Here is an 18,775-nt window from a genome sequence, read left to right on the forward strand (position 1 = left end):
GTCTCCTGTGGTTTTGGAATTGGTGCGGTGCTAGGCGCTAGTGCGCGGGGCTGGCTGTGCTGAAGAGGTCACGCACGAGCAGGCCGCTGGCAAGAAAGCCGCCGTCGACTGCGAGCGTGTGGCCGGAGATGTAGCTCGCCCCTTCAGAGGCCAGAAACAATGCCGCGTGCGCGATCTCATCGGTCGAGCCATAACGGGCCATCGGGATCATGGCGCCGTAGGTATCCGCCGTGCCGCCACCGTGCATGCTGCGGACCATCGGCGTGTCGACGGGGCCGGGCGCGACCGCATTCACCGTGACGCCCCATTCGGCCGACTCGATCGCGAACTGTCGCGTCATCGCGATCAACGCGGCCTTCGACGAACCGTATCCCAAGCGTCCCGTGCCGGCACGCACTCCGCTGATCGACGCGATGTTGATCACGCGCCCCCACCGCTTCACCCGCATATGACGCAGCGCGTGCTGGATGATCAGCATCGGTGCCGTGACATTGATCGCCATCGTCAGTTGCCACTGGGGCAGCGGGTAGTCGAGCGCGGGCACGGTTGCCGCGAGCGCGGCGCTGTTGATGACGATGTCGGGGCCGCCGCAGCGGTCGGTGAGCTCCTGCAGCGTCTGCTCCAGGCCCTCCGTGTCCGAGAGGTCGACAACGAAAGATTCCGCTCGTCCCCCAGCGCGGCGGATGCCTGCCGCGACATCGCCAGCGGCGGTGCCATCGCGATCGAGGATGCAAACAGTGGCCTTTTCTTCGAGAGCAAGTTTCTCGGCGATGCGTCGGCCGATGCCGCTGGCGCCTCCAGTGATCAGTGCAACGCGTGAGGAATGTTGAGACATGTGGTGAGATGAAAAGAGTTGGTCGTTACTCCTTCATCGCAATCCACGTGCCATGTCGTTGAAGCTGCCAGTCAAAGCGGTCGCGGGCCCGTCTGCAGAGGGAAAGGCCATGTGACTCGGAACATCCTGGAGTCAGCCCCGGCGCAACAATTGCCTTCCCGGCGCTACATCTGTTGCGAGCCATGCGCTGCACTTGCAACGCACCGTTCGGTCGGCCGGGACGCATTCAAGAGGCGTCCGTACGAAGACATCTGGAACGCCTCAACGGCGCGGCGAGATGTTCAGCGTCTTGCAGAACTCGTAGAAAGCTTCGAGTTCGTGCGATTTGTCGAACACCGCATCGACACCCGCGGACAGCGCGCCTTCGCGCACCTCGGAGGTTGCGTAGTTCATGAGGACCACCGTGCGCTGCGCCGGCGACTTGTGCGCCTGCAGGTACTGAGCCACGGCGAGGCCATTGCCCTCGGCCAGGAAGATGTCGATGACGGCCGCGTCCCAGCCTTCGGGGTTGTCCTGAAGCCAGTCGATGGCGCCGCGCGAAGTGGCGGCGGTCCCGATCACGTTGCATTCGGAAAATTCCTGCAGTCCGTCGGCCAGTGTGGCGGCGATCAGGGGGTTGTCTTCTATCAGGTAGATGCGGGTCATCGTGCGGGGCCGGAGCTTCTTGTAACGTAACGCTCGGCTTGTCTCGGGCCGAGGCTGGTCATTGTCCAGACTGAAGCCAGGGGGCGAGTCGGACAACGCCGCCACCTGTCGTAGACCGCGGCAGGTTTGCGCTTAGACTGCGCCGGCCCGAAATCCCTTGCACGGAAACTTTCCTCGACCATGTTCAGAACATTGCTCAAGTCCAAGATCCACCGCGCCACCGTCACCGATTGCGAACTGCACTACGAAGGCTCCTGCGCCATCGACCAGGACCTGCTCGACGCAGCCAACCTGGCCGAGAACGAGCAGGTGCACATCTGGAACATCAACAACGGCGAACGCTTTGTGACCTATGCCATTCGCGGCGAGCGCGGCAGCGGCATCATCTCGGTCAACGGCTCGGCCGCGCGCCGGGCCGCCGTCGGCGACCTGCTCATCATTGCGGCCTTCGGCCTTGTGCCCGAAGAGCGCGTGGCCGGGTACCTGCCGAAGCTGGTGTTCGTGGACGGCGCCAACCGCATCAAGGAAGAGCGCGTGCACATTCCGGTGCAGGCCGCCTCCGGCGAGCCCGTGCCGGCCTGAGCGCCGGAGGCTGCCGCAGTCTTTAACGCCTCCTTTCACATCCTCCTGCCGCAGCGCGCTCGTGCAGGCGCCGCCCTGACCCTATGCCGGCTGGCTCGTCAAGACGGCCACGAGCTGCCAGGCCCATTTCTCTCGGTGGTTCCGCCGCTGCTTCGGCGTCACGCCCGGCAACTACATGGCCGTGCGGCGGCGCGTGAAAAAGACCGGGTGAGAAGCCAGGGCGGTTGCCCGCCCGCCGTCAACACGACCACACGCCCGCGCCTGCGGATGCTCGGCAGGACAAAAGTACCAGGCTTTTCAAGGTCGTCCCGGTACTTATCGCTCATGAGGGAAAGGACATTCCTTCCATGTGCTCGCGCCGCTGGCGCCATCTAATTTGCAAACAAGCAAACGCAGCGTCGAGACAGGTACGCGCCGGCCTTTCGGCGCTCACAAAGGAAGCACATGACCGCGATCACCGGCTCCAACGGCAACGACCTTATCATCGGCACGGCCGGCAACGACACCATCAACAGCGGCAACGGGGACGACACGGTCAACGGCGGAGCCGGGAGCGATTCGTTGAATGGTGGCGCGGGAGACGACACGCTCGACGGTGGCAGCGGCAGCGACGATCTCAATGGAGGATCGGGGAACGACACCCTGATCTACAACGTCAGCGAAAACACCGCGGCCGGCACCAAGGACGTGTACACGGGCGGAGCTGGCGTCGACACGCTCCTGCTCCAGTTCACGCGGGCGCAGTGGCTGGACTCTGCCACCCAGACGCAGATCGCCGCCTATCTGGCCCATCTTGCGGCAGTGACCAATGCCAGGACCGGCGAGGTTTCCAATGGTTCGGCCAGCGATTTCGTTTTCAGCTTCGGATCGTCCACGCTGACCGTCCAGATGACCGAAGTATTGAGAGTCCTTGTGGATGGGGTCGAGTTGAATCCGGCCAACCAGGCGGTGACGGCGCTGGGCGATGCGGCCGTGACGACCGAAGACGGCCCGGGCGTGCAGATCCATGTGCTGCAGAACGATCTGGTCCCTGACCTGGTCAGGAGTTTGACGCTGGCCTCGGCTCCGGCTCACGGAACGGCGACGCTCGTTCAGCCGTCGATGGGCGATCCGTCGACCTGGTATTTCCAGTACCAGCCCCATGCGGCTTATTTCCAGTACCTGGCAGCGGGCGAGACCGCAACCGACACCTTCAGCTACCAGGTGACGGACGCCGATGGTGGGACGGGATTGGCCACGGCAACCATCACCATCACCGGCACCAACGATGGCCCGGTGATCACAGCCCAGGACCTGGTGGGTGCGGTGAGCGAGCAGATCGCGCCGGCGGGCGCACTGCACGACAGCGGTGTCATCGGCTTCAGCGACCTGGACCTGAGCGACGTGCACCTCGTGAGCGCGACCGGCACGCCGGTCGGCAGCGTGCTGGGGAGCCTGACAGCGGTCAAGAACGTCGACACCACGGGGACCGGCACGGGCGGCCAGCTCACCTGGACCTACACCGTGGACGCCACGGCCGTCGAGTACCTGGCCGCGGGCCAGACCCGGGTCGAGAGCTTCACCATCACGGTGAACGACCAGCACGGCGGCATCGTCACCCGTCAGATCGACGTGACCATCACCGGCACCAACGACACCCCGACGATCGGCACGGCCGATGCCGCTGCGGCGGTGACCGAGGATGCGGCGACGCCGACCCTGAGCGACAGCGGCACGATCACCTTCGACGACGTGGACCTGAGCGATGCGCACAGCGTCAGCGTGGCGGCCGGTTCAGGCAACACGCTGGGCGGGGTGTTGACGGCCGGCGTCAGCGATGCGGCCACGGGCGCGGGTGACGGCACGGTGAGCTGGAACTACAGCGTCGCCAACGCGGCCACGCAGTATCTGGCCCAGGGTCAGACGGTGACGGAAACCTTCACCGTCACCATCAACGATGGCCACGGCGGCACGGTCAATCAGCAGATCACTGTGACGGTGACCGGGACCAACGACGTGCCGGTGATTGGTGGTGTGGCCAGCGGGGCGGTGGCCGAGGATGCTTCGATGCCGAACCTGAGCACCGGTGGTGCGCTGACGATTGCCGATGTCGACCAGGGGCAGTCCAGCTTCGCAGCCCAGGCTGGCACCGCCGGAAGCAACGGCTATGGCAGCTTCTCGCTGGCGGCCGACGGCACTTGGACCTATGCGGCCGACAACAACCAAAGCGCGATCCAGCAGCTCGGTGCGGGCCAGTCGATCAGTGACAGTTTCACGGCAGTGTCGTCCGATGGGACGGCCAGCCAGGTGGTGACGGTGACCATCACCGGGACCAACGACGTGCCGGTGATCGGTGGCATCGCCAGCGGCGCGGTGAGCGAGGATGGCTCGGCTCCGAACCTGAGCACCGGTGGTGCGCTGACGATTGCCGATGTCGATGCAGGACAGTCCAACTTTACAGCTCAGCCAGGCACCGCCGGCAGCAACGGCTACGGCAGTTTCACGCTGGCGGCCGATGGCAGCTGGAGCTACACAGCCGACAACAGCCAGGCGGCGATCCAACAACTGGCCACAGGTCAAACGATCAGTGACAGCTTCACGGCAGTGTCGTCCGACGGAACGGCCAGCCAGGTGGTGACGGTGACGATCACCGGGACCAATGACGTGCCGGTGATCGGCGGCGTCGCCAGCGGCGCGGTGACCGAGGACGCTTCGGCGCCGAACCTGAGCACCGGCGGTGCGCTGACGATTGCCGATGTGGATGCGGGCCAGTCCAGCTTCGCAGCCCAGGCTAGCACCGGCGGCAGCAACGGCTATGGCAGCTTCACGCTGGCGGCCGACGGCAGCTGGAGCTACACGGCCGACAACAGCCAGGCGGCGATCCAACAACTGGCCACAGGTCAAACGATCAGTGACAGCTTCACGGCAGTGTCGTCCGACGGAACGGCCAGCCAGGTGGTGACGGTGACGATCACCGGGACCAATGACGTGCCGGTGATCGGCGGCGTGGCCAGCGGCGCGGTGACCGAGGATGCCTCGACGCCGAACCTGAGCACCAGCGGCGCGCTGACAATCGCCGATGTGGATGCGGGCCAGTCGAACTTCGCGCCCCAGGCCGGCATCGGCGGCAGCAACGGCTACGGTAGCTTCACGCTCGCGGCCGACGGCAGCTGGACCTACACGGCCGACAACAACCAAGGCGCGATCCAGCAGTTGGGTGCGGGTCAATCGATCATCGACAGCTTCACTGCAGTTTCGTTCGATGGGACGGCCAGCCAGGTGGTGACGGTGACGATCACTGGCACCAATGACGTACCGACGATTGGTGGTGTGGTCAGTGCTGCGGTGCAAGAAGACGTTGCGGTGTCCGGTGGCAGTCTCACGGCCAGCGGTGCGCTGACGATTGCCGATGTCGACCAGGGCCAATCGAACTTCGCGCCCCAAGCGAGCATTGCCGGCAGCCATGGCTATGGCAACTTCACGCTGGCGGCCGGTGGCAGCTGGACCTACGCGGCCGACAACAGCCAGGCGGCGATCCAACAGCTTGGCGCAGGTCAGTCGATCAGCGAGAGCTTTACTGCAGTCTCGTCCGACGGCACCGCCAGCCAGGTGGTGACGGTGACAATCACCGGGACCAATGACGTGCCGGTGATTGGTGGTGTGGCCAGCGCTACGGTGCAAGAAGACGTTGCGGTGTCCGGTGGCAGTCTCGCGGCCAGCGGCGCGCTGACGATTGCCGACGTGGATGCAGGCCAGTCGAACTTCGCGCCTCAAGCGAGCACTACCGGCAGCAACGGCTACGGCAGTTTCACGCTGGCGGCGAATGGCAGCTGGACCTACGCGGCCAACAATGGCCAAGCGGCAATCCAACAACTGGCCGCAGGTCAAACGATCAGCGACAGCTTTACTGCAGTCTCGTCCGACGGAACGGCCAGTCAAGTGGTGACGGTAACGATCACCGGCACCAACGACGTGCCGGTGATCGGTGGCGTCGCTAGCGGGGGGGTGACCGAGGATGTCTCGACGCCGAACCTGAGCACCAGCGGCGCGCTGACGATCGCCGATGCCGACCAGGGCCAGTCGAACTTCGCACCTCAAGCGGGCACGGCCGGCAGCCATGGCTACGGCAGTTTCACGCTGGCGGCGAATGGCAGTTGGACCTACGCGGCCAACAATGGCCAAGCGGCAATCCAACAGCTTGGCGCTGGTCAATCAATCAGCGAGAGCTTTACTGCAGTCTCGTCCGACGGCACCGCCAGCCAGGTGGTGACGGTGACGATCACCGGGACCAACGATGTGCCGGTGATCGGTGGCGTCGCTAGCGGGGCGGTGACCGAGGATGCCTCGACGCCGAACCTGAGCACCAGCGGCGCGCTGACGATTGCCGATGTCGACCAGGGCCAATCCAACTTTACAGCCCAGTCGGACACCGCCGGCAGCAACGGCTACGGCAGCTTCACGCTCGCGGCCAATGGCAACTGGACCTACGCGGCCAACAACGGCCAGACGGCGATCCAACAACTGGCCGCGGGTCAAACGATCAGCGACAGCTTCACTGCAGTCTCGTCCGACGGGACCGCCAGCCAGGTGGTGACGGTGACGATCACCGGGACCAATGATGTACCGACGATCGGTGGTGTGGCTAGCGCTACGGTGCAAGAGGACGTTGCGGTGTCCGGTGGCAGCCTCGCGGCCAGCGGCGCGCTGACGATTGCTGATGTCGACCAGGGCCAGTCGAACTTCGCGCCTCAAGCGAGCACTACCGGCAGCAACGGTTACGGCAGCTTTGCATTGGCAGCCGACGGCAACTGGACCTACACGGCCAACAACGGCCAGACGGCGATCCAGCAGCTGGCTGCAGGTCAATCGATCAGCGACAGCTTCACTGCAGTCTCGTCCGACGGGACCGCCAGCCGGGTTGTGACCGTGACCATCGCCGGCACCAACGATGCCCCCGTACTGAATGCTGCCGCGACACCCGCCCTGGCGTCGGTCAACGAGGATGCCGGCGCACCGGTCGGGGCCGTCGGGACGCTCGTATCGAGCCTGGTGAATCTGAATCCGCCGGCCGGCGGCCTCGACAACGTGACCGATGCGGACAACGGCGCCATCACCGGCATCGCGTTGTCGGGGGTGAATGCCTCTAACGGAAGCTGGTGGTATTCCACCAATGGCGGCGCCAGCTGGGCAGCGGTGGGTGCGGTGTCGGACGCGTCCGCGCTGCTGTTGGCCGCGGACGCGAACACGCGTGTCTACTTCCAGGCGAATTCGAACTTCAATGGAACAGTCGGCAATGGCATCACCTTCCACGCCTGGGACCAGACGAGCGGCACGGCGGGCACCACGGCCAGCACCGTGACGAATGGAGGCAGCTCCGCGTTCTCGAGCGCCACCGACACGGCGAGCATCACCGTCAACGCGGTGAACGACGACCCGGTCGCCGCGACCGACAGGGTCATCGTGTCCAGCAGCACGCTGGTCACGCTGTCGACGAGTTCGCTGCTCGGCAACGACACCGACATCGACGGTCTTGCCTTGACGATCACAAGCGTCAGCGGCGCGGTCGGGATTTCGGGCCTGACCCTGGACGCCACCAACGGCACGATCAGCTTCACCAGCGGCAGCACGGCGGGCGCCGCAGCCGGCAGCTTCCAGTACACCGTGTCGGACGGGGCCGGTGGCACCGCCACGGCAACGACGACGATCGACGTCATGGCCGTGTCCACCGGCAACGCCGCCGACACGATCGATCTCAGCGCGGCCGGCACCTACCAGGCCTCCTTCATCGATGGCCGCGGCGGCGCCGACAACCTGACCGGCGGTGTGGGCGGCGACGTCTTCATCGGAGGAACTGGCAACGGGGCCGACACGCTGCTCGGCTCTTCCGGCAACGACCTCCTGATCGGCGGCGACGGCAACGACACCCTGTCGGGCGGCGCTGGCAACGATGTGCTGCGAGGCGGCCTGGGCAGCAACGACTCGATGGATGGCGGCGCCGGCAGCGAGGACCTGCTCGACTTCTCGGATGGGACCGTGGCGGTCAATTTCACGCTGGTCCAGAGTGCCTCATCGACCACCATCGTCAACGGAACCGGCGGGCTCGGCAACAACGACACCTACCAGAACATCGAAGGCGTGATCGGAACGGGCCTGGCCGACACCCTCACCGGCAGTGCCTCGAACGACATCATCCGCGGTGGCGCCGGCAACGACACGCTCGATGGGGCAGGGGGCACCGGTGACCTGCTCGACTTCTCGGACGGCACGGCCGGGCTCACGTTCACGCTGACGCAAAGCAGCAGCACGACGATCTTCAATGCCAGCGCCGCCGGGCTCGGCACCGACAGCTACAGGAACTTCGAGGGCGTCATCGGCACGGCCTTCGCCGACACGATCACCGGTTCGGCGTCGAATGACCAATTGCGCGGCGGCGGCGGCAACGACGTGATCAACGGCCTTGCGGGGGACGACCGCATCGTCGGTGGGGCCGGCGCCGACATACTCACCGGCGGCGCGGACAACGACACCTTCGTCTTCGACTCGGCACCCAACGCTGTGGATTCGGTCACCGACTTCGATGCGTCGGGATCGGCGGCGAGCGGCGACCTGATCGAGCTGTCGCGCGGCACGTTCACGGCCCTCACGACTGCGAGCGGCAGCACGTTGTCGGCGGCCGAGTTCGCGTCCTTGAACGGCGGTGGCGCGGGAGATGTGGTGGGGGCGGGAGTGCACGTGATCTACGACAGCGCGACGGGCAACCTGTATTACGACGCCGACGGCCTGGGCGCCGCCAACCGCACGCTGGTGGCAACGTTGACGCTGAGCAATCCGGCCGACACCTTCGACAGCAACGACATCAAGGTCGGCCTGTGAGAAACCGCCCGCCGCCCGCAGGTGCGGGTGGAAGCACAGGAGAGAAATCGACATGAAGCCTCTTCTCCAGCTTCTCGAGCGGCCGCTTCTTTTCGTTGCGGGCTTCTCGTTCTTCGTGAACCTGCTGCTGCTCGCCCCCGCGCTTTTCATGCTGCAGGTTTTCGACCGCGTGCTGACGAGCCAGAGCCGGGAGACGCTGCTGGTGCTGTTGATCGGCGTCGCCGTGGCGCTCGGCCTGATGCTGATGCTGGACTACCTGCGCAGCCGGCTGCAGGGCGTCGCGGGCAATCTGATCTCCGATCAGCTGTCTCCAGTGGTGGCCAAGGTCATGCTGGCCCGCACGGCGCGGCGCGCCGAGCGCGTGCCTTCCGAAGGCTTGCGCGACGTCGCGGCGCTGCGCAGCCTGTTTTCCGCCCAGGGCCTGCTGGCCCTGTTCGATGTGCCATGGACATTCGTCTATGTCGCGGTCATCTGGATGGCGCATCCGATGCTGGGTATAGCCGCCGCAGCCGCGTCGGTGCTGATGCTCATCCTTGCCGTGGTGAACGACCGCATCACACGCCGCGACATTGAAGCCCTGCAGAAGGACGCCGCAAGGGCCACGCGCTACCTCGAATCCTCGATGCAGAACGCAGAGCTGGCGCAATCGCTCGGAATGGGGGAGGCAGTGATCGGGCGCTGGCGGGATCTCAACGCCGGCGTCGCCGCGCGGCAGGGGCCGACCGCGCGCAAGTCGGTGGCGATGGCTGCGCTCACGCGCACCACGCGCCAGGCGGTGCAGGTCCTGTTGCAGGCACTGGGTGCCTACCTCGTCATCACGGGCGAAGGCACGCCGGGCATCCTGGTGGCCTGCACCATCCTGCTCGGCCGGGCGCTGGCACCGGTCGAACAGGTGGTGGGGAGTTGGCGCGTGCTGGCCGAGGGGCGCCTGGCCTTCGCGCGCCTGTCCGAGGTGCTGGGCGCCGCCGAGCGGCAGCCGCAACGCATGGCGCTGCCGGCGCCGAGTGGCCGCCTGTACGCGGAGGGCCTCGTGTTCCGGCCTCCGCAGGGCGAGCGGATGATTCTCGCCGGCGTGTCGCTGAGCCTGGAGCCCGGCGAGTCGCTGGCCATCACCGGCCCCAGCGGCGCCGGCAAGTCGACCCTGGTGCGCCTGTTGACCGGCCTGTGGCGGCCCCATGCAGGTGTCGTACGGCTGGACGAGGTCGACCTCGCGCAATGGCCGCGCGAAGAACTCGGCCCCTGGCTCGGCTATGTGCCGCAGGATGTCGAGCTGTTCGCCGGCACCGTTGCCGACAACATCGCGCGGTTGGGCGAGGTCGATGCGGACAAGGTCGTGCAAGCGGCAAAGCGTGCCGGCGTGCATGCGTTGATCCTGGCACTGCCCGAGGGCTACGACACCGTCGTCGACAACATGGGCGTGATGCTGTCGCCGGGCCAGCGCCAGCGCGATGCGCTCTATGGCAACCCGAAGCTGCTGGTGCTGGACGAGCCCAACTCCAACCTGGACGGGGCGGGCGAACTGGCGCTGGGCGAGGCCTTGAAGGCACTGCGCGGGCAGGTCACGGTGGTCGTCGTCACGCACCGCAGCGCGCTGGTGCAGCACATGGACAAGCTGCTGGTGCTGGAGGCCGGCCGCGTCAAGCAGTACGGACCGGCGGCGGAGGTGATGCAGACGATCAGGCGTGCGGGCCAGAACACGGGCAGCGCCCAGGTGGTGATGATGCCGTCGCGCCCTGCGGAGAAGGTGTCATGAGCGCCGCGCCGGGCCGCCCCAAGCAAGCTCGCACCGCAGTGCGAAGCACGGAGGTACTCCGATTTGCCGCGCCGGGCCGCCCCAAGCAAGCTCGCACCGCAGTGCGCAGCACGGAGGTTGTCCGATGAATCACACGGCGCATGCCATCGCGGCCAATGACCCTCTGGCGCTGCATACGCGCGAAGCGCGCCGCCTGATGCACTGGGGCCTGGCCGTGCTGGTCTTTGGATTCCTGCCGGCCGCCGCGTGGCTGGGCTTCGCACCGCTGTCGTCCGCCGTGGTGGCGCAGGCCCATGTGAAGGTGGACCTGAACCGGCGCCCGGTGCAGCATGCCGAAGGCGGCATCGTGCGCGAGGTCCTGGTGCGCGACGGCCAGCATGTGCGGCTGGGCGAGCCCCTGCTGGTGCTGGGCGACGTCTCGGTCGATGCCGACAGGAACCGGCTGGACCACCGCGTCAAGACCGAGCGCGCCAGCCTCGCGCGGCTCGACGCGGAGCAGACCATGGCGCGCGCGATCACCTTCGCTCCCGACGTAATCGAGACAGCGGCGACCGACCCGCGCCTGGCAGCGCAGCTGGACAAGGAGCGCGCGTTGTTCGAGGCGCGGCGCGATGCGCTGGTGGGGCAGGTGCGCCTGCTGCGTTCGCAGCGCGAGAAGGTGGCCGAGGAGATCGGCGCGCTGCGCGCCCAGATCATGCAGGCGAGCGAGTCGATGAAGTTCCAGAAGAACGATCTCGAGACCAACCGCAAGCTGCTCAAGGACGGCTTCATCTCGGCCACGCGCATCGCGCAGCTCGAAGGCACCGTGGCCGACTACGGCGTGAAGATCGAGGAGCGGCGCGCGGAGCTGGCGCGCGCCGAGCAGCGTACGGTCGATGCCGATCTGCGCATCCGCTCGCTCGAGAGCGACTACCGTCAGCAGGCGAGCGACCAGCTCAAGGTCACGGCGGCCCGGCTGGCCGAGATCGAGCAGGAGCGGCGCAAGTCGGCCGACGCCTCGGCGCGCCAGGTGATCACGGCGCCGGCCAGCGGCGAGATCATCGATCTGAAGTATTCGACGCCAGGCGCGGTGATTCCGCCTCGCGAGACCATCGCCGACGTGGTGCCGGACGACACCCGCCTGGTGACCGATGCGCGCGTCCGCCCCGAGGACATCGGGCGGATTCAGCGAGGGCAGCCGGCCGACATCCGGTTCACGGCATTCAAGTACCGCACCACGCAGCTGGTGCACGGCAAGGTGGTCTACGTGTCGGGCGACCGCCTGATCGACCATGCGACCGGCGCTCCCTATTACTCGGTGCTGGTCGAGGCCGACCCGGCTTCGCTCGCCACGGCGGGAGACCTGAAGCTGCTCGCCGGCATGCCTGCCGAAATCTACCTGCAGGGAGAGGAGCACACCGCGCTCCAGTACATGGTGGAGCCGATCACCCAGGTGCTGCGCCGCGCCGCGCGCGAGCGTTGATGCGCAGCGGCCCCGTGTGGGGCGGCGCTGGCGCAGGGGGCAAAATGCGGGCATTCGCCGTGCGCGCCTTGCGCTTGAAAAATGTTCCGCTGCTTCGGCGGGGCCTGAAGCGGCAAGTCATCGTTATCTATGGACACTGAACACACCTGGGCCGGCCGCTTGTCGGTTGCGCCGATGATGGATTGGACGGACCGCCATTGCCGGTACTTCCATCGTCTGCTGTCGCGCCACGCATTGCTCTACACCGAGATGGTGACGACTGGCGCGCTGGTGCATGGCGATGTGCCCCGGCACCTGCGCTTCCACGCCGAAGAGCATCCGGTCGCACTGCAGCTCGGCGGCAGCGAGCCGGCGGACCTGGCGCACTGCGCGAAGCTCGGCGAAGAGTGGGGCTACGACGAGATCAACCTGAACTGCGGCTGCCCGAGCGAGCGCGTGCAGCGCGGCGCTTTCGGTGCCTGCCTGATGAACGAGCCGCAACTGGTGGCCGACTGCGTGAAGGCGATGGTCGATGTGGTGAGCGTGCCTGTCACGGTCAAGCACCGCATCGGCATCGACAAGATCGAGAGCTACGAGTTCGTGCGCGACTTCGTGGGCCAGGTGAGCGAGGCTGGTTGCCAGACCTTCATCGCGCACGCGCGCAATGCGTGGCTGAAGGGACTGAGCCCGAAGCAGAACCGCGAGATTCCGCCGCTGCGCTACGAGCTGGTGCACCGGCTGAAGCACGAGTTTCCGTCGCTGCGGTTTTCCATCAACGGCGGTATTTCGGTCAGCGCACAGGTGCACGAGCACCTGCGCCTGCTCGACGGCGTGATGGTCGGGCGCGAGGCGTATCACAACCCCTGGTGGCTGGCCGAGTGGGACGCGGAGTTCTTCGGCGCCGAAGCGCAATCGCTGACGCGCGAAGAGGTCGAGTCGCTGATGTGCGACTACATGGCGCGCGAGGCGGCCGAGCATGGCACGCAGTGGTGGTCGATCGCGCGGCACATGCTGGGCCTGCGCAACGGCTTGCCGGGCGCGCGCCGATGGCGCCAGGTCTGGAGCGATCACCGGCTCAAGACGCTGCCTGCGCACGAGGTGATGGCGATGGCGCGCGAGCCTGTCGCACAAGCTGCCTGAAGCCCCGCGCGCATCGCAGGCTTTCCCCAAAAGCAGGCCCGCCGCGGCTTGCGGCCTTTTTTGAAACAGTGTTCCGAAATCGCTACTTCACGATAAGTGGCGCGTCAACCGTTTTTTGCTGAAAAATGAGGAGCATCAGGGACATAAAAAGGTTTGGATAAATGAATGACGCGGTTGGCGGCAAAGAAGAAGTAAGTGCGCTCGCCAGGGGCCTGGCTCTCCTCAGGGTCATCGGCATGGCATCGGCACCCATAGGCAATCGCGAACTGGCTGACACCACGGGCATCCCCAAGGCCACGGTGTCGCGGCTCACCGCCACGCTGGTGAGTGCGGGATATTTGCGACAGTCGCAGGACAGCGAGCGCTTCAGCCTCGGTCCGGCGCTGCTCGACATGAGCAGCCGCTACCTGCGCCAATTCGACCTGCGCACGGTGGCGCGGCCTCACCTGGCGGCGCTGTCGGAAGCGGCCGGCGCGAGCGTGCACATGGGCGTGCGCGACAAACTTGACATGCTCATCATCGATTCGGTGCGGCCGCGTTCCGTGGTCATCAGTTCGCGCATCGAGGTGGGCACGCGCATGACCATCGCCACCTCGGCCGCCGGGCGCGCCTACCTGGCGGCGTTGCCGGCGCAGGACCAGGCCGAACTGCTGGCGCAGATCCGGGCCGAGAGCGGGGAGAGCTGGAGCGCCGTCGAGCCCAGCCTGATGGCCGGCCTCGACGAGTACGCCCGGCTGGGCTACTGCGGCTCTTTCGGCGAATGGAATCCGCACATCCACGCCATTGCCTTCGCACTGCAGAGCCCGCGCGGCGAACGCTATTCCGTGAGCTGCGGCGGCCCTGCCTACCTGCTGCCCAAGGACACGATGGTGGCGCGCATCGCGCCGCTGCTGCTGGAGACGGCGCAGCGTCTCGCCGGGGAAGCGGGAACCTCGAGCCAGGAATGAAGGGCGCCCGGCTCTGGTTGCTCAGGTTCAGCACGTAGCTCCGGCCGCGTTCCAACGCGCCATGGAGGTGTTCCTCGCCGGCGCGGCGCCGCGCTGACAGGTTTCAGTTCGCGGCTTCGAGGCCGTTCTGGAAGTGCTCGCGCATGCGGGCCATGGCGGCTTCCGCGTCGCGCGCCTCGATGGCGGCCATCACCGAGCGGTGCTCCGCCAGCGACTCCGCAATGCGCCCCGCCTTCAACAGCGAGTTGTGCCGGTTGAGCTTCATCACCTTGCGCAGGTCGGCCACCATCTGGTCGCGCCACTTGTTGTTGGCGATGGCCAGCAGCTGCATGTGAAAGCGCTCGTTGATCGCGAAGAAATGTTCGCGGTTTCCAACCGCGGCTTCGAGCTCGGCATGCAGCGCCTTCAGCTCCGCTCGCTGCGCGTCGGTGGCGCGCTCGGCCACCACGCCGGCGGCATCGCTTTCCAGCAGCGAGAGCAGGTGGTAGACGTCGGCCAGGTCCTGCTCCGACACCTCGGTCACGTACGCGCCGCGCCGCACCTTCATCGTGACCAGGCCCTCGGCCGCCAGCACCTTCAGCGCTTCGCGCAGCGGGGTGCGGCTGATGCCGTATTCCTCGGCCAGCTTGAGTTCGTCGATCCAGCTGCCGGGCTCCAACTCGCGGCGAAAGATCCGCTGGCGCAGCAGCTCGGCCACCTCTTCGTAGAGGGCGCGGGGGGTGAGGGTAACGGCGGACATGGGCCGGACTGTACTGCAAAAATGGCGTTTGAATTAATAATTATGGATCGGTTAGACTCGCGGCCGGCTTGCAAATCCGTGCAGGCGAATTTGCGAATACCCTGAAAGACCCTGCGAACGGCCCCCTCATGAGCAGCACACCCGAACCCTCTTTCAAGCCCGCCGATCTCGAAGCCTGGGCCAAGGCCGCCGCCAAGTCAGCGCCGGGCGGCGACGTGAATGCGCTGAACTGGATCACGCCCGACGGCATCGCGGTGAAGCCGCTGTACACCGCGGCCGACCTGCAGGGCCTGAAGTACACCGACACGCTGCCCGGCTTCGAGCCCTACCTGCGCGGCCCGCAGGCCACCATGTACGCGGTGCGCCCCTGGACCATCCGCCAGTACGCAGGCTTCTCCACAGCCGAAGAATCGAACGCCTTCTACCGCAAGGCGCTGGCCGCCGGCGGGCAGGGCGTGAGCGTGGCCTTCGACCTCGCCACCCACCGCGGCTACGACAGCGACCATCCGCGCGTGACCGGCGACGTCGGCAAGGCCGGCGTGGCGATCGATTCGGTGGAAGACATGAAGATCCTGTTCGACCAGATCCCGCTGGACAAGGTGAGCGTGTCCATGACGATGAACGGCGCCGTGCTGCCGGTGCTCGCGGGCTACGTGGTCGCGGCCGAAGAGCAGGGCGTGGCGCAGGACCAGCTGAGCGGAACCATCCAGAACGACATCCTCAAGGAGTTCATGGTCCGCAACACCTACATCTTCCCGCCCGGGCCGAGCATGCGGATCATCGGCGACATCATCGAGTACACGGCGCAGAAGATGCCCAAGTTCAACTCGATCTCGATCAGCGGCTACCACATGCAGGAAGCCGGCGCCAACCAGGCGCTGGAGCTGGCCTTCACGCTGGCCGACGGCAAGGAATATGTGAAGACCGCGCTGGCCAAGGGCCTCGATGTGGACGGCTTCGCCGGTCGCCTGAGCTTCTTCTGGGCCATCGGCATGAACTTCTACCTCGAAGTGGCGAAGATGCGCGCGGCGCGCTTGCTGTGGTGCCGCATCATGAAGGAGTTCAACCCCAAGAACCCCAAGAGCCTGATGCTGCGCACGCACTGCCAGACCTCGGGCTGGAGCCTCACCGAGCAGGACCCGTACAACAACGTGGTGCGCACCACCATCGAGGCGATGGCCGCGGTGTTCGGCGGCACGCAGTCGCTGCACACCAACGCGCTCGACGAAGCCATCGCGCTGCCCACCGAGTTCAGCGCCCGCATCGCGCGCAACACGCAGCTCATCATCCAGGAAGAGACGCACATCACGAACGTGATCGACCCCTGGGCCGGCAGCTACATGATGGAGAAGCTCACGCAGGACATGGCCGATGCGGCCTGGGCCATCATCGAAGAGGTCGAAGCGATGGGCGGCATGACCAAGGCCGTCGACAGCGGCTGGGCCAAGCTCAAGATCGAGGCGGCCGCCGCCGAGAAGCAGGCGCGCATCGACTCCGGCAAGGACGTGATCGTGGGCGTCAACAAGTACAAGCTCAAGAACGAGGACGCGATCGACAGCCTGTCGATCGACAACGTGAAGGTGCGCGACCAGCAGGTGGCGCGGCTGCAGAAGATCCGCGCCTCGCGCGACGCCGCCAAGGTGCAGGCCGCGCTCGACGCGCTCACCGAAGCCGCCGAGAACAACACCGGCAACCTGCTCGCGCTCAGCATCGATGCGGTGCGTTTGCGCGCCACGGTGGGCGAGATTTCGGACGCACTTGAAAAATCATTCGGCCGCCATCGGGCCGACACGCAAAAGGTGACCGGTGTGTACGCTGCTGCCTACGATTCGGCCGAGGGCTGGGAAACGCTGAAGACCGAAATCAACGCCTTCGCCGAAGAACAGGGACGCCGTCCGCGCGTGATGATTTCCAAGCTCGGGCAGGACGGACACGACCGTGGCGCGAAGGTCGTTGCCACGGCCTTTGCCGACCTGGGTTTCGACGTCGATATGGGTCCACTGTTCCAGACGCCCGAGGAGTGTGCGCGGCAGGCCATCGAGAACGACGTGCACGCTGTCGGCGTTAGCACGCTGGCCGCCGGCCACAAGACGCTGGTGCCGGCCATCATCGACGAGCTGAAGAAGCAGGGCGCGGACGACATCATCGTGTTCGTCGGCGGAGTGATCCCGCGGCAGGACTACGACTTTCTCTACGAGGCCGGCGTCAAGGGCATCTACGGGCCGGGCACGCCCATTCCCGCCAGCGCCAAGGACGTGCTGGAACAGATCCGCGCGGCGGTCTCGGCCTGAGAAGCGACGTGGGCGATCTCTTGTCGCGGCTGTCGCTGCAGCCGGTGGATTCCAGCGATTTCGAGGCCATGCTGGCCTTGCGCATCGACGCGATGCGTCCGAGCCTGGAGCGCGTGGGCCGCTTCGACCCGGCGCGTTCGCGCGAACGCCTGAACGCGGGCTTCGTGGTGCCCTACATGCACCACATCGTGCTCGACGGCGACCAGCGCATCGGCTTCGTCACGCTCAAGCCCGAGGGAGCCGACGCGCTGCGCCTGGACCACCTCTACCTGCGCACCGGCTTCCAGGGGCTGGGCATCGGCGAATGGGTGATCGAATGGGCCAAGTCGCAGGCGCGCGAGCAGCATCTCGACATCAAGCTCACCGCGCTCGTGCAGAGCGACGCCAACCGCTTCTATCTGCGGCACGGTTTCGTGCTCGAAGGCGAGGAGGGCGTCGACCTGCATTACCGCTGGCGCGTGTCTCCGGAGGACGCGTGCTGAACACCGTGCAGGCGCTGGAAAGCGCGGTCGTCGATACGTCGGGCATGTCGCAGCGCCGCGCGATCGCCAAGGCGATCACGCTGCTCGAATCGACCCGTGACGACCACCGCGCGCAGGCCGATGAATTGCTCACCGCGCTGTTGCCGCGCACCGGGAATTCGTTTCGCCTCGGCATCTCGGGCGTGCCCGGCGTGGGCAAGTCGACCTTCATCGAGACGCTGGGTCTGCTGCTGATCGGCAAGGGGCATCGCGTGGCGGTGCTCACCATCGACCCGTCGTCCACCGTCTCGGGCGGCTCCATCCTCGGCGACAAGACGCGCATGGAGCACCTCTCGGTGCACGAGCGCGCCTACATCCGGCCCAGCCCGTCGAGCGGCACGCTCGGCGGCGTGGCCGAGAAGACGCGCGAGGCGATGCTGGTGTGCGAGGCGGCAGGCTACGACATCGTGATCGTCGAAACCGTGGGCGTGGGCCAGAGCGAAACGGCCGTGGCCGGCATGACCGACATGTTCGTGCTGATGCAGCTGCCCAACGCCGGCGACGACCTGCAGGCGATTAAGAAGGGCGTGATGGAGCTGGCCGACCTGGTCGTCATCAACAAGGCCGACATCGACAAGGACGCCGCCACGCGCGCGCAGGCGCAGATCACCTCGGCGCTGCGCCTTTTCGGCCACCAGGGCAACCCGGACCACGCGCATGCGGTGCATGACGCGCACAGCGGCACGGAGGTGCGCTTCTGGCTGCCCAAGGTGCTGCAGCTCAGCGCGTTGGCAGGCACGGGCGTCGACGCCTTCTGGGACGCCGTCACGCAGTTCAGGCAACTGCAGACCGCCAACGGCAGGCTGGCGAAACGCCGAGAGAAACAGGCCACCGCGTGGATGTGGGAACGCATCGACGCGGGGCTCAAGCACGCCTTCAGGCATCACCCGCAGGTGCGCGAGCTGCTGCCCGAACTCACGCAGCAGGTGGCGCAGGGCACGTTGCCCGCATCGACCGCGGCGCGCCAATTGCTTGCGGCGGCCGCCATCACCGCCAGGCCATGACACCACACGAAATTCAGGACCACAG

Annotated in this window: 12 protein-coding genes; 9 read left to right on the forward strand and 3 right to left on the reverse strand. The window is 66.5% G+C overall.

Annotation, left to right across the window (positions count from 1 at the left end):
* Positions 1-37: 37 nt before the first annotated feature.
* A complete protein-coding gene (locus tag ACEOAB_RS11360) occupies positions 38-835 on the reverse strand; it encodes an SDR family NAD(P)-dependent oxidoreductase (protein ID WP_413749201.1) in 798 nt (265 codons plus the stop codon).
* Between the two features lie 261 nt (positions 836-1,096).
* The gene (locus ACEOAB_RS11365; RefSeq protein WP_413749200.1) at positions 1,097-1,480 is read right to left on the reverse strand and encodes a response regulator; all 384 of its coding nucleotides are present in this window, start codon (positions 1,478-1,480) and stop codon (positions 1,097-1,099) included.
* 180 nt (positions 1,481-1,660) lie between these two features.
* Here ACEOAB_RS11365 and panD point away from each other — a divergent pair, with 180 nt between their 5' ends.
* From panD to ACEOAB_RS11395, 6 genes are all read left to right on the forward strand, one after another.
* The gene (gene panD, locus ACEOAB_RS11370) at positions 1,661-2,062 is read left to right on the forward strand and encodes an aspartate 1-decarboxylase (protein ID WP_413749199.1); all 402 of its coding nucleotides are present in this window, start codon (positions 1,661-1,663) and stop codon (positions 2,060-2,062) included.
* 444 nt (positions 2,063-2,506) lie between these two features.
* Entirely contained in the window at positions 2,507-8,914 is a 6,408-nt protein-coding gene (locus tag ACEOAB_RS11375) for a VCBS domain-containing protein (protein WP_495653736.1), read from the forward strand.
* A gap of 52 nt (positions 8,915-8,966) precedes the next feature.
* A complete protein-coding gene (locus ACEOAB_RS11380) occupies positions 8,967-10,667 on the forward strand; it encodes a type I secretion system permease/ATPase (protein WP_495653737.1) in 1,701 nt (566 codons plus the stop codon).
* A gap of 124 nt (positions 10,668-10,791) precedes the next feature.
* Complete coding sequence (locus ACEOAB_RS11385; RefSeq protein ID WP_413748498.1) at positions 10,792-12,129, forward strand: HlyD family type I secretion periplasmic adaptor subunit; 1,338 nt, start codon at positions 10,792-10,794, stop codon at positions 12,127-12,129.
* 129 nt (positions 12,130-12,258) lie between these two features.
* Positions 12,259-13,248 (forward strand): tRNA dihydrouridine(20/20a) synthase DusA, encoded by a 990-nt coding sequence (dusA, locus tag ACEOAB_RS11390; protein ID WP_413748497.1) that lies wholly within the window; start codon positions 12,259-12,261, stop codon positions 13,246-13,248.
* 161 nt (positions 13,249-13,409) lie between these two features.
* Positions 13,410-14,195: an IclR family transcriptional regulator gene (locus tag ACEOAB_RS11395; protein ID WP_413748496.1), complete on the forward strand. Its 786-nt coding sequence runs from the start codon at positions 13,410-13,412 to the stop codon at positions 14,193-14,195.
* Positions 14,196-14,298: 103 nt separating this feature from the next.
* Here ACEOAB_RS11395 and ACEOAB_RS11400 read toward each other — a convergent pair whose 3' ends face one another.
* On the reverse strand, positions 14,299-14,934 hold the full coding sequence (locus tag ACEOAB_RS11400) for a GntR family transcriptional regulator (RefSeq protein WP_007828153.1): 636 nt from the start codon (positions 14,932-14,934) through the stop codon (positions 14,299-14,301).
* A gap of 128 nt (positions 14,935-15,062) precedes the next feature.
* On the opposite strand from ACEOAB_RS11400, the gene scpA reads away from it, so the two are divergent.
* Genes scpA through meaB form a run of 3 tightly spaced genes read left to right on the forward strand, consistent with a single transcriptional unit; the run spans position 15,063 to position 18,750 of the window.
* Entirely contained in the window at positions 15,063-17,225 is a 2,163-nt protein-coding gene (gene scpA / locus ACEOAB_RS11405) for a methylmalonyl-CoA mutase (protein ID WP_413748495.1), read from the forward strand.
* Between the two features lie 8 nt (positions 17,226-17,233).
* The gene (locus tag ACEOAB_RS11410) at positions 17,234-17,707 is read left to right on the forward strand and encodes a GNAT family N-acetyltransferase (protein WP_413748494.1); all 474 of its coding nucleotides are present in this window, start codon (positions 17,234-17,236) and stop codon (positions 17,705-17,707) included.
* On the forward strand, positions 17,701-18,750 hold the full coding sequence (meaB, locus tag ACEOAB_RS11415; protein ID WP_056598027.1) for a methylmalonyl Co-A mutase-associated GTPase MeaB: 1,050 nt from the start codon (positions 17,701-17,703) through the stop codon (positions 18,748-18,750). Before ACEOAB_RS11410 ends, meaB begins: the two co-directional genes overlap by 7 nt.
* Positions 18,751-18,775 lie beyond the last annotated feature (25 nt).

Source organism: Variovorax sp. Varisp53 (assembly GCF_059491555.1).

What these genes read in the sequence shown, in the direction of transcription:
- ACEOAB_RS11385 (WP_413748498.1), top strand. Translation starts at nt 10,792, where the DNA reads ATGAATCACACGGCGCATGCCATCGCGGCCAATGACCCTCTGGCGCTG.
- ACEOAB_RS11395 (WP_413748496.1), top strand. Translation starts at nt 13,410, where the DNA reads ATGAATGACGCGGTTGGCGGCAAAGAAGAAGTAAGTGCGCTCGCCAGG.
- panD (WP_413749199.1), top strand. Translation starts at nt 1,661, where the DNA reads ATGTTCAGAACATTGCTCAAGTCCAAGATCCACCGCGCCACCGTCACC.
- ACEOAB_RS11400 (WP_007828153.1), bottom strand. Translation starts at nt 14,934, where the DNA reads ATGTCCGCCGTTACCCTCACCCCCCGCGCCCTCTACGAAGAGGTGGCC.
- ACEOAB_RS11375 (WP_495653736.1), top strand. Translation starts at nt 2,507, where the DNA reads ATGACCGCGATCACCGGCTCCAACGGCAACGACCTTATCATCGGCACG.
- ACEOAB_RS11365 (WP_413749200.1), bottom strand. Translation starts at nt 1,480, where the DNA reads ATGACCCGCATCTACCTGATAGAAGACAACCCCCTGATCGCCGCCACA.
- ACEOAB_RS11360 (WP_413749201.1), bottom strand. Translation starts at nt 835, where the DNA reads ATGTCTCAACATTCCTCACGCGTTGCACTGATCACTGGAGGCGCCAGC.
- ACEOAB_RS11380 (WP_495653737.1), top strand. Translation starts at nt 8,967, where the DNA reads ATGAAGCCTCTTCTCCAGCTTCTCGAGCGGCCGCTTCTTTTCGTTGCG.
- dusA (WP_413748497.1), top strand. Translation starts at nt 12,259, where the DNA reads ATGGACACTGAACACACCTGGGCCGGCCGCTTGTCGGTTGCGCCGATG.
- scpA (WP_413748495.1), top strand. Translation starts at nt 15,063, where the DNA reads ATGAGCAGCACACCCGAACCCTCTTTCAAGCCCGCCGATCTCGAAGCC.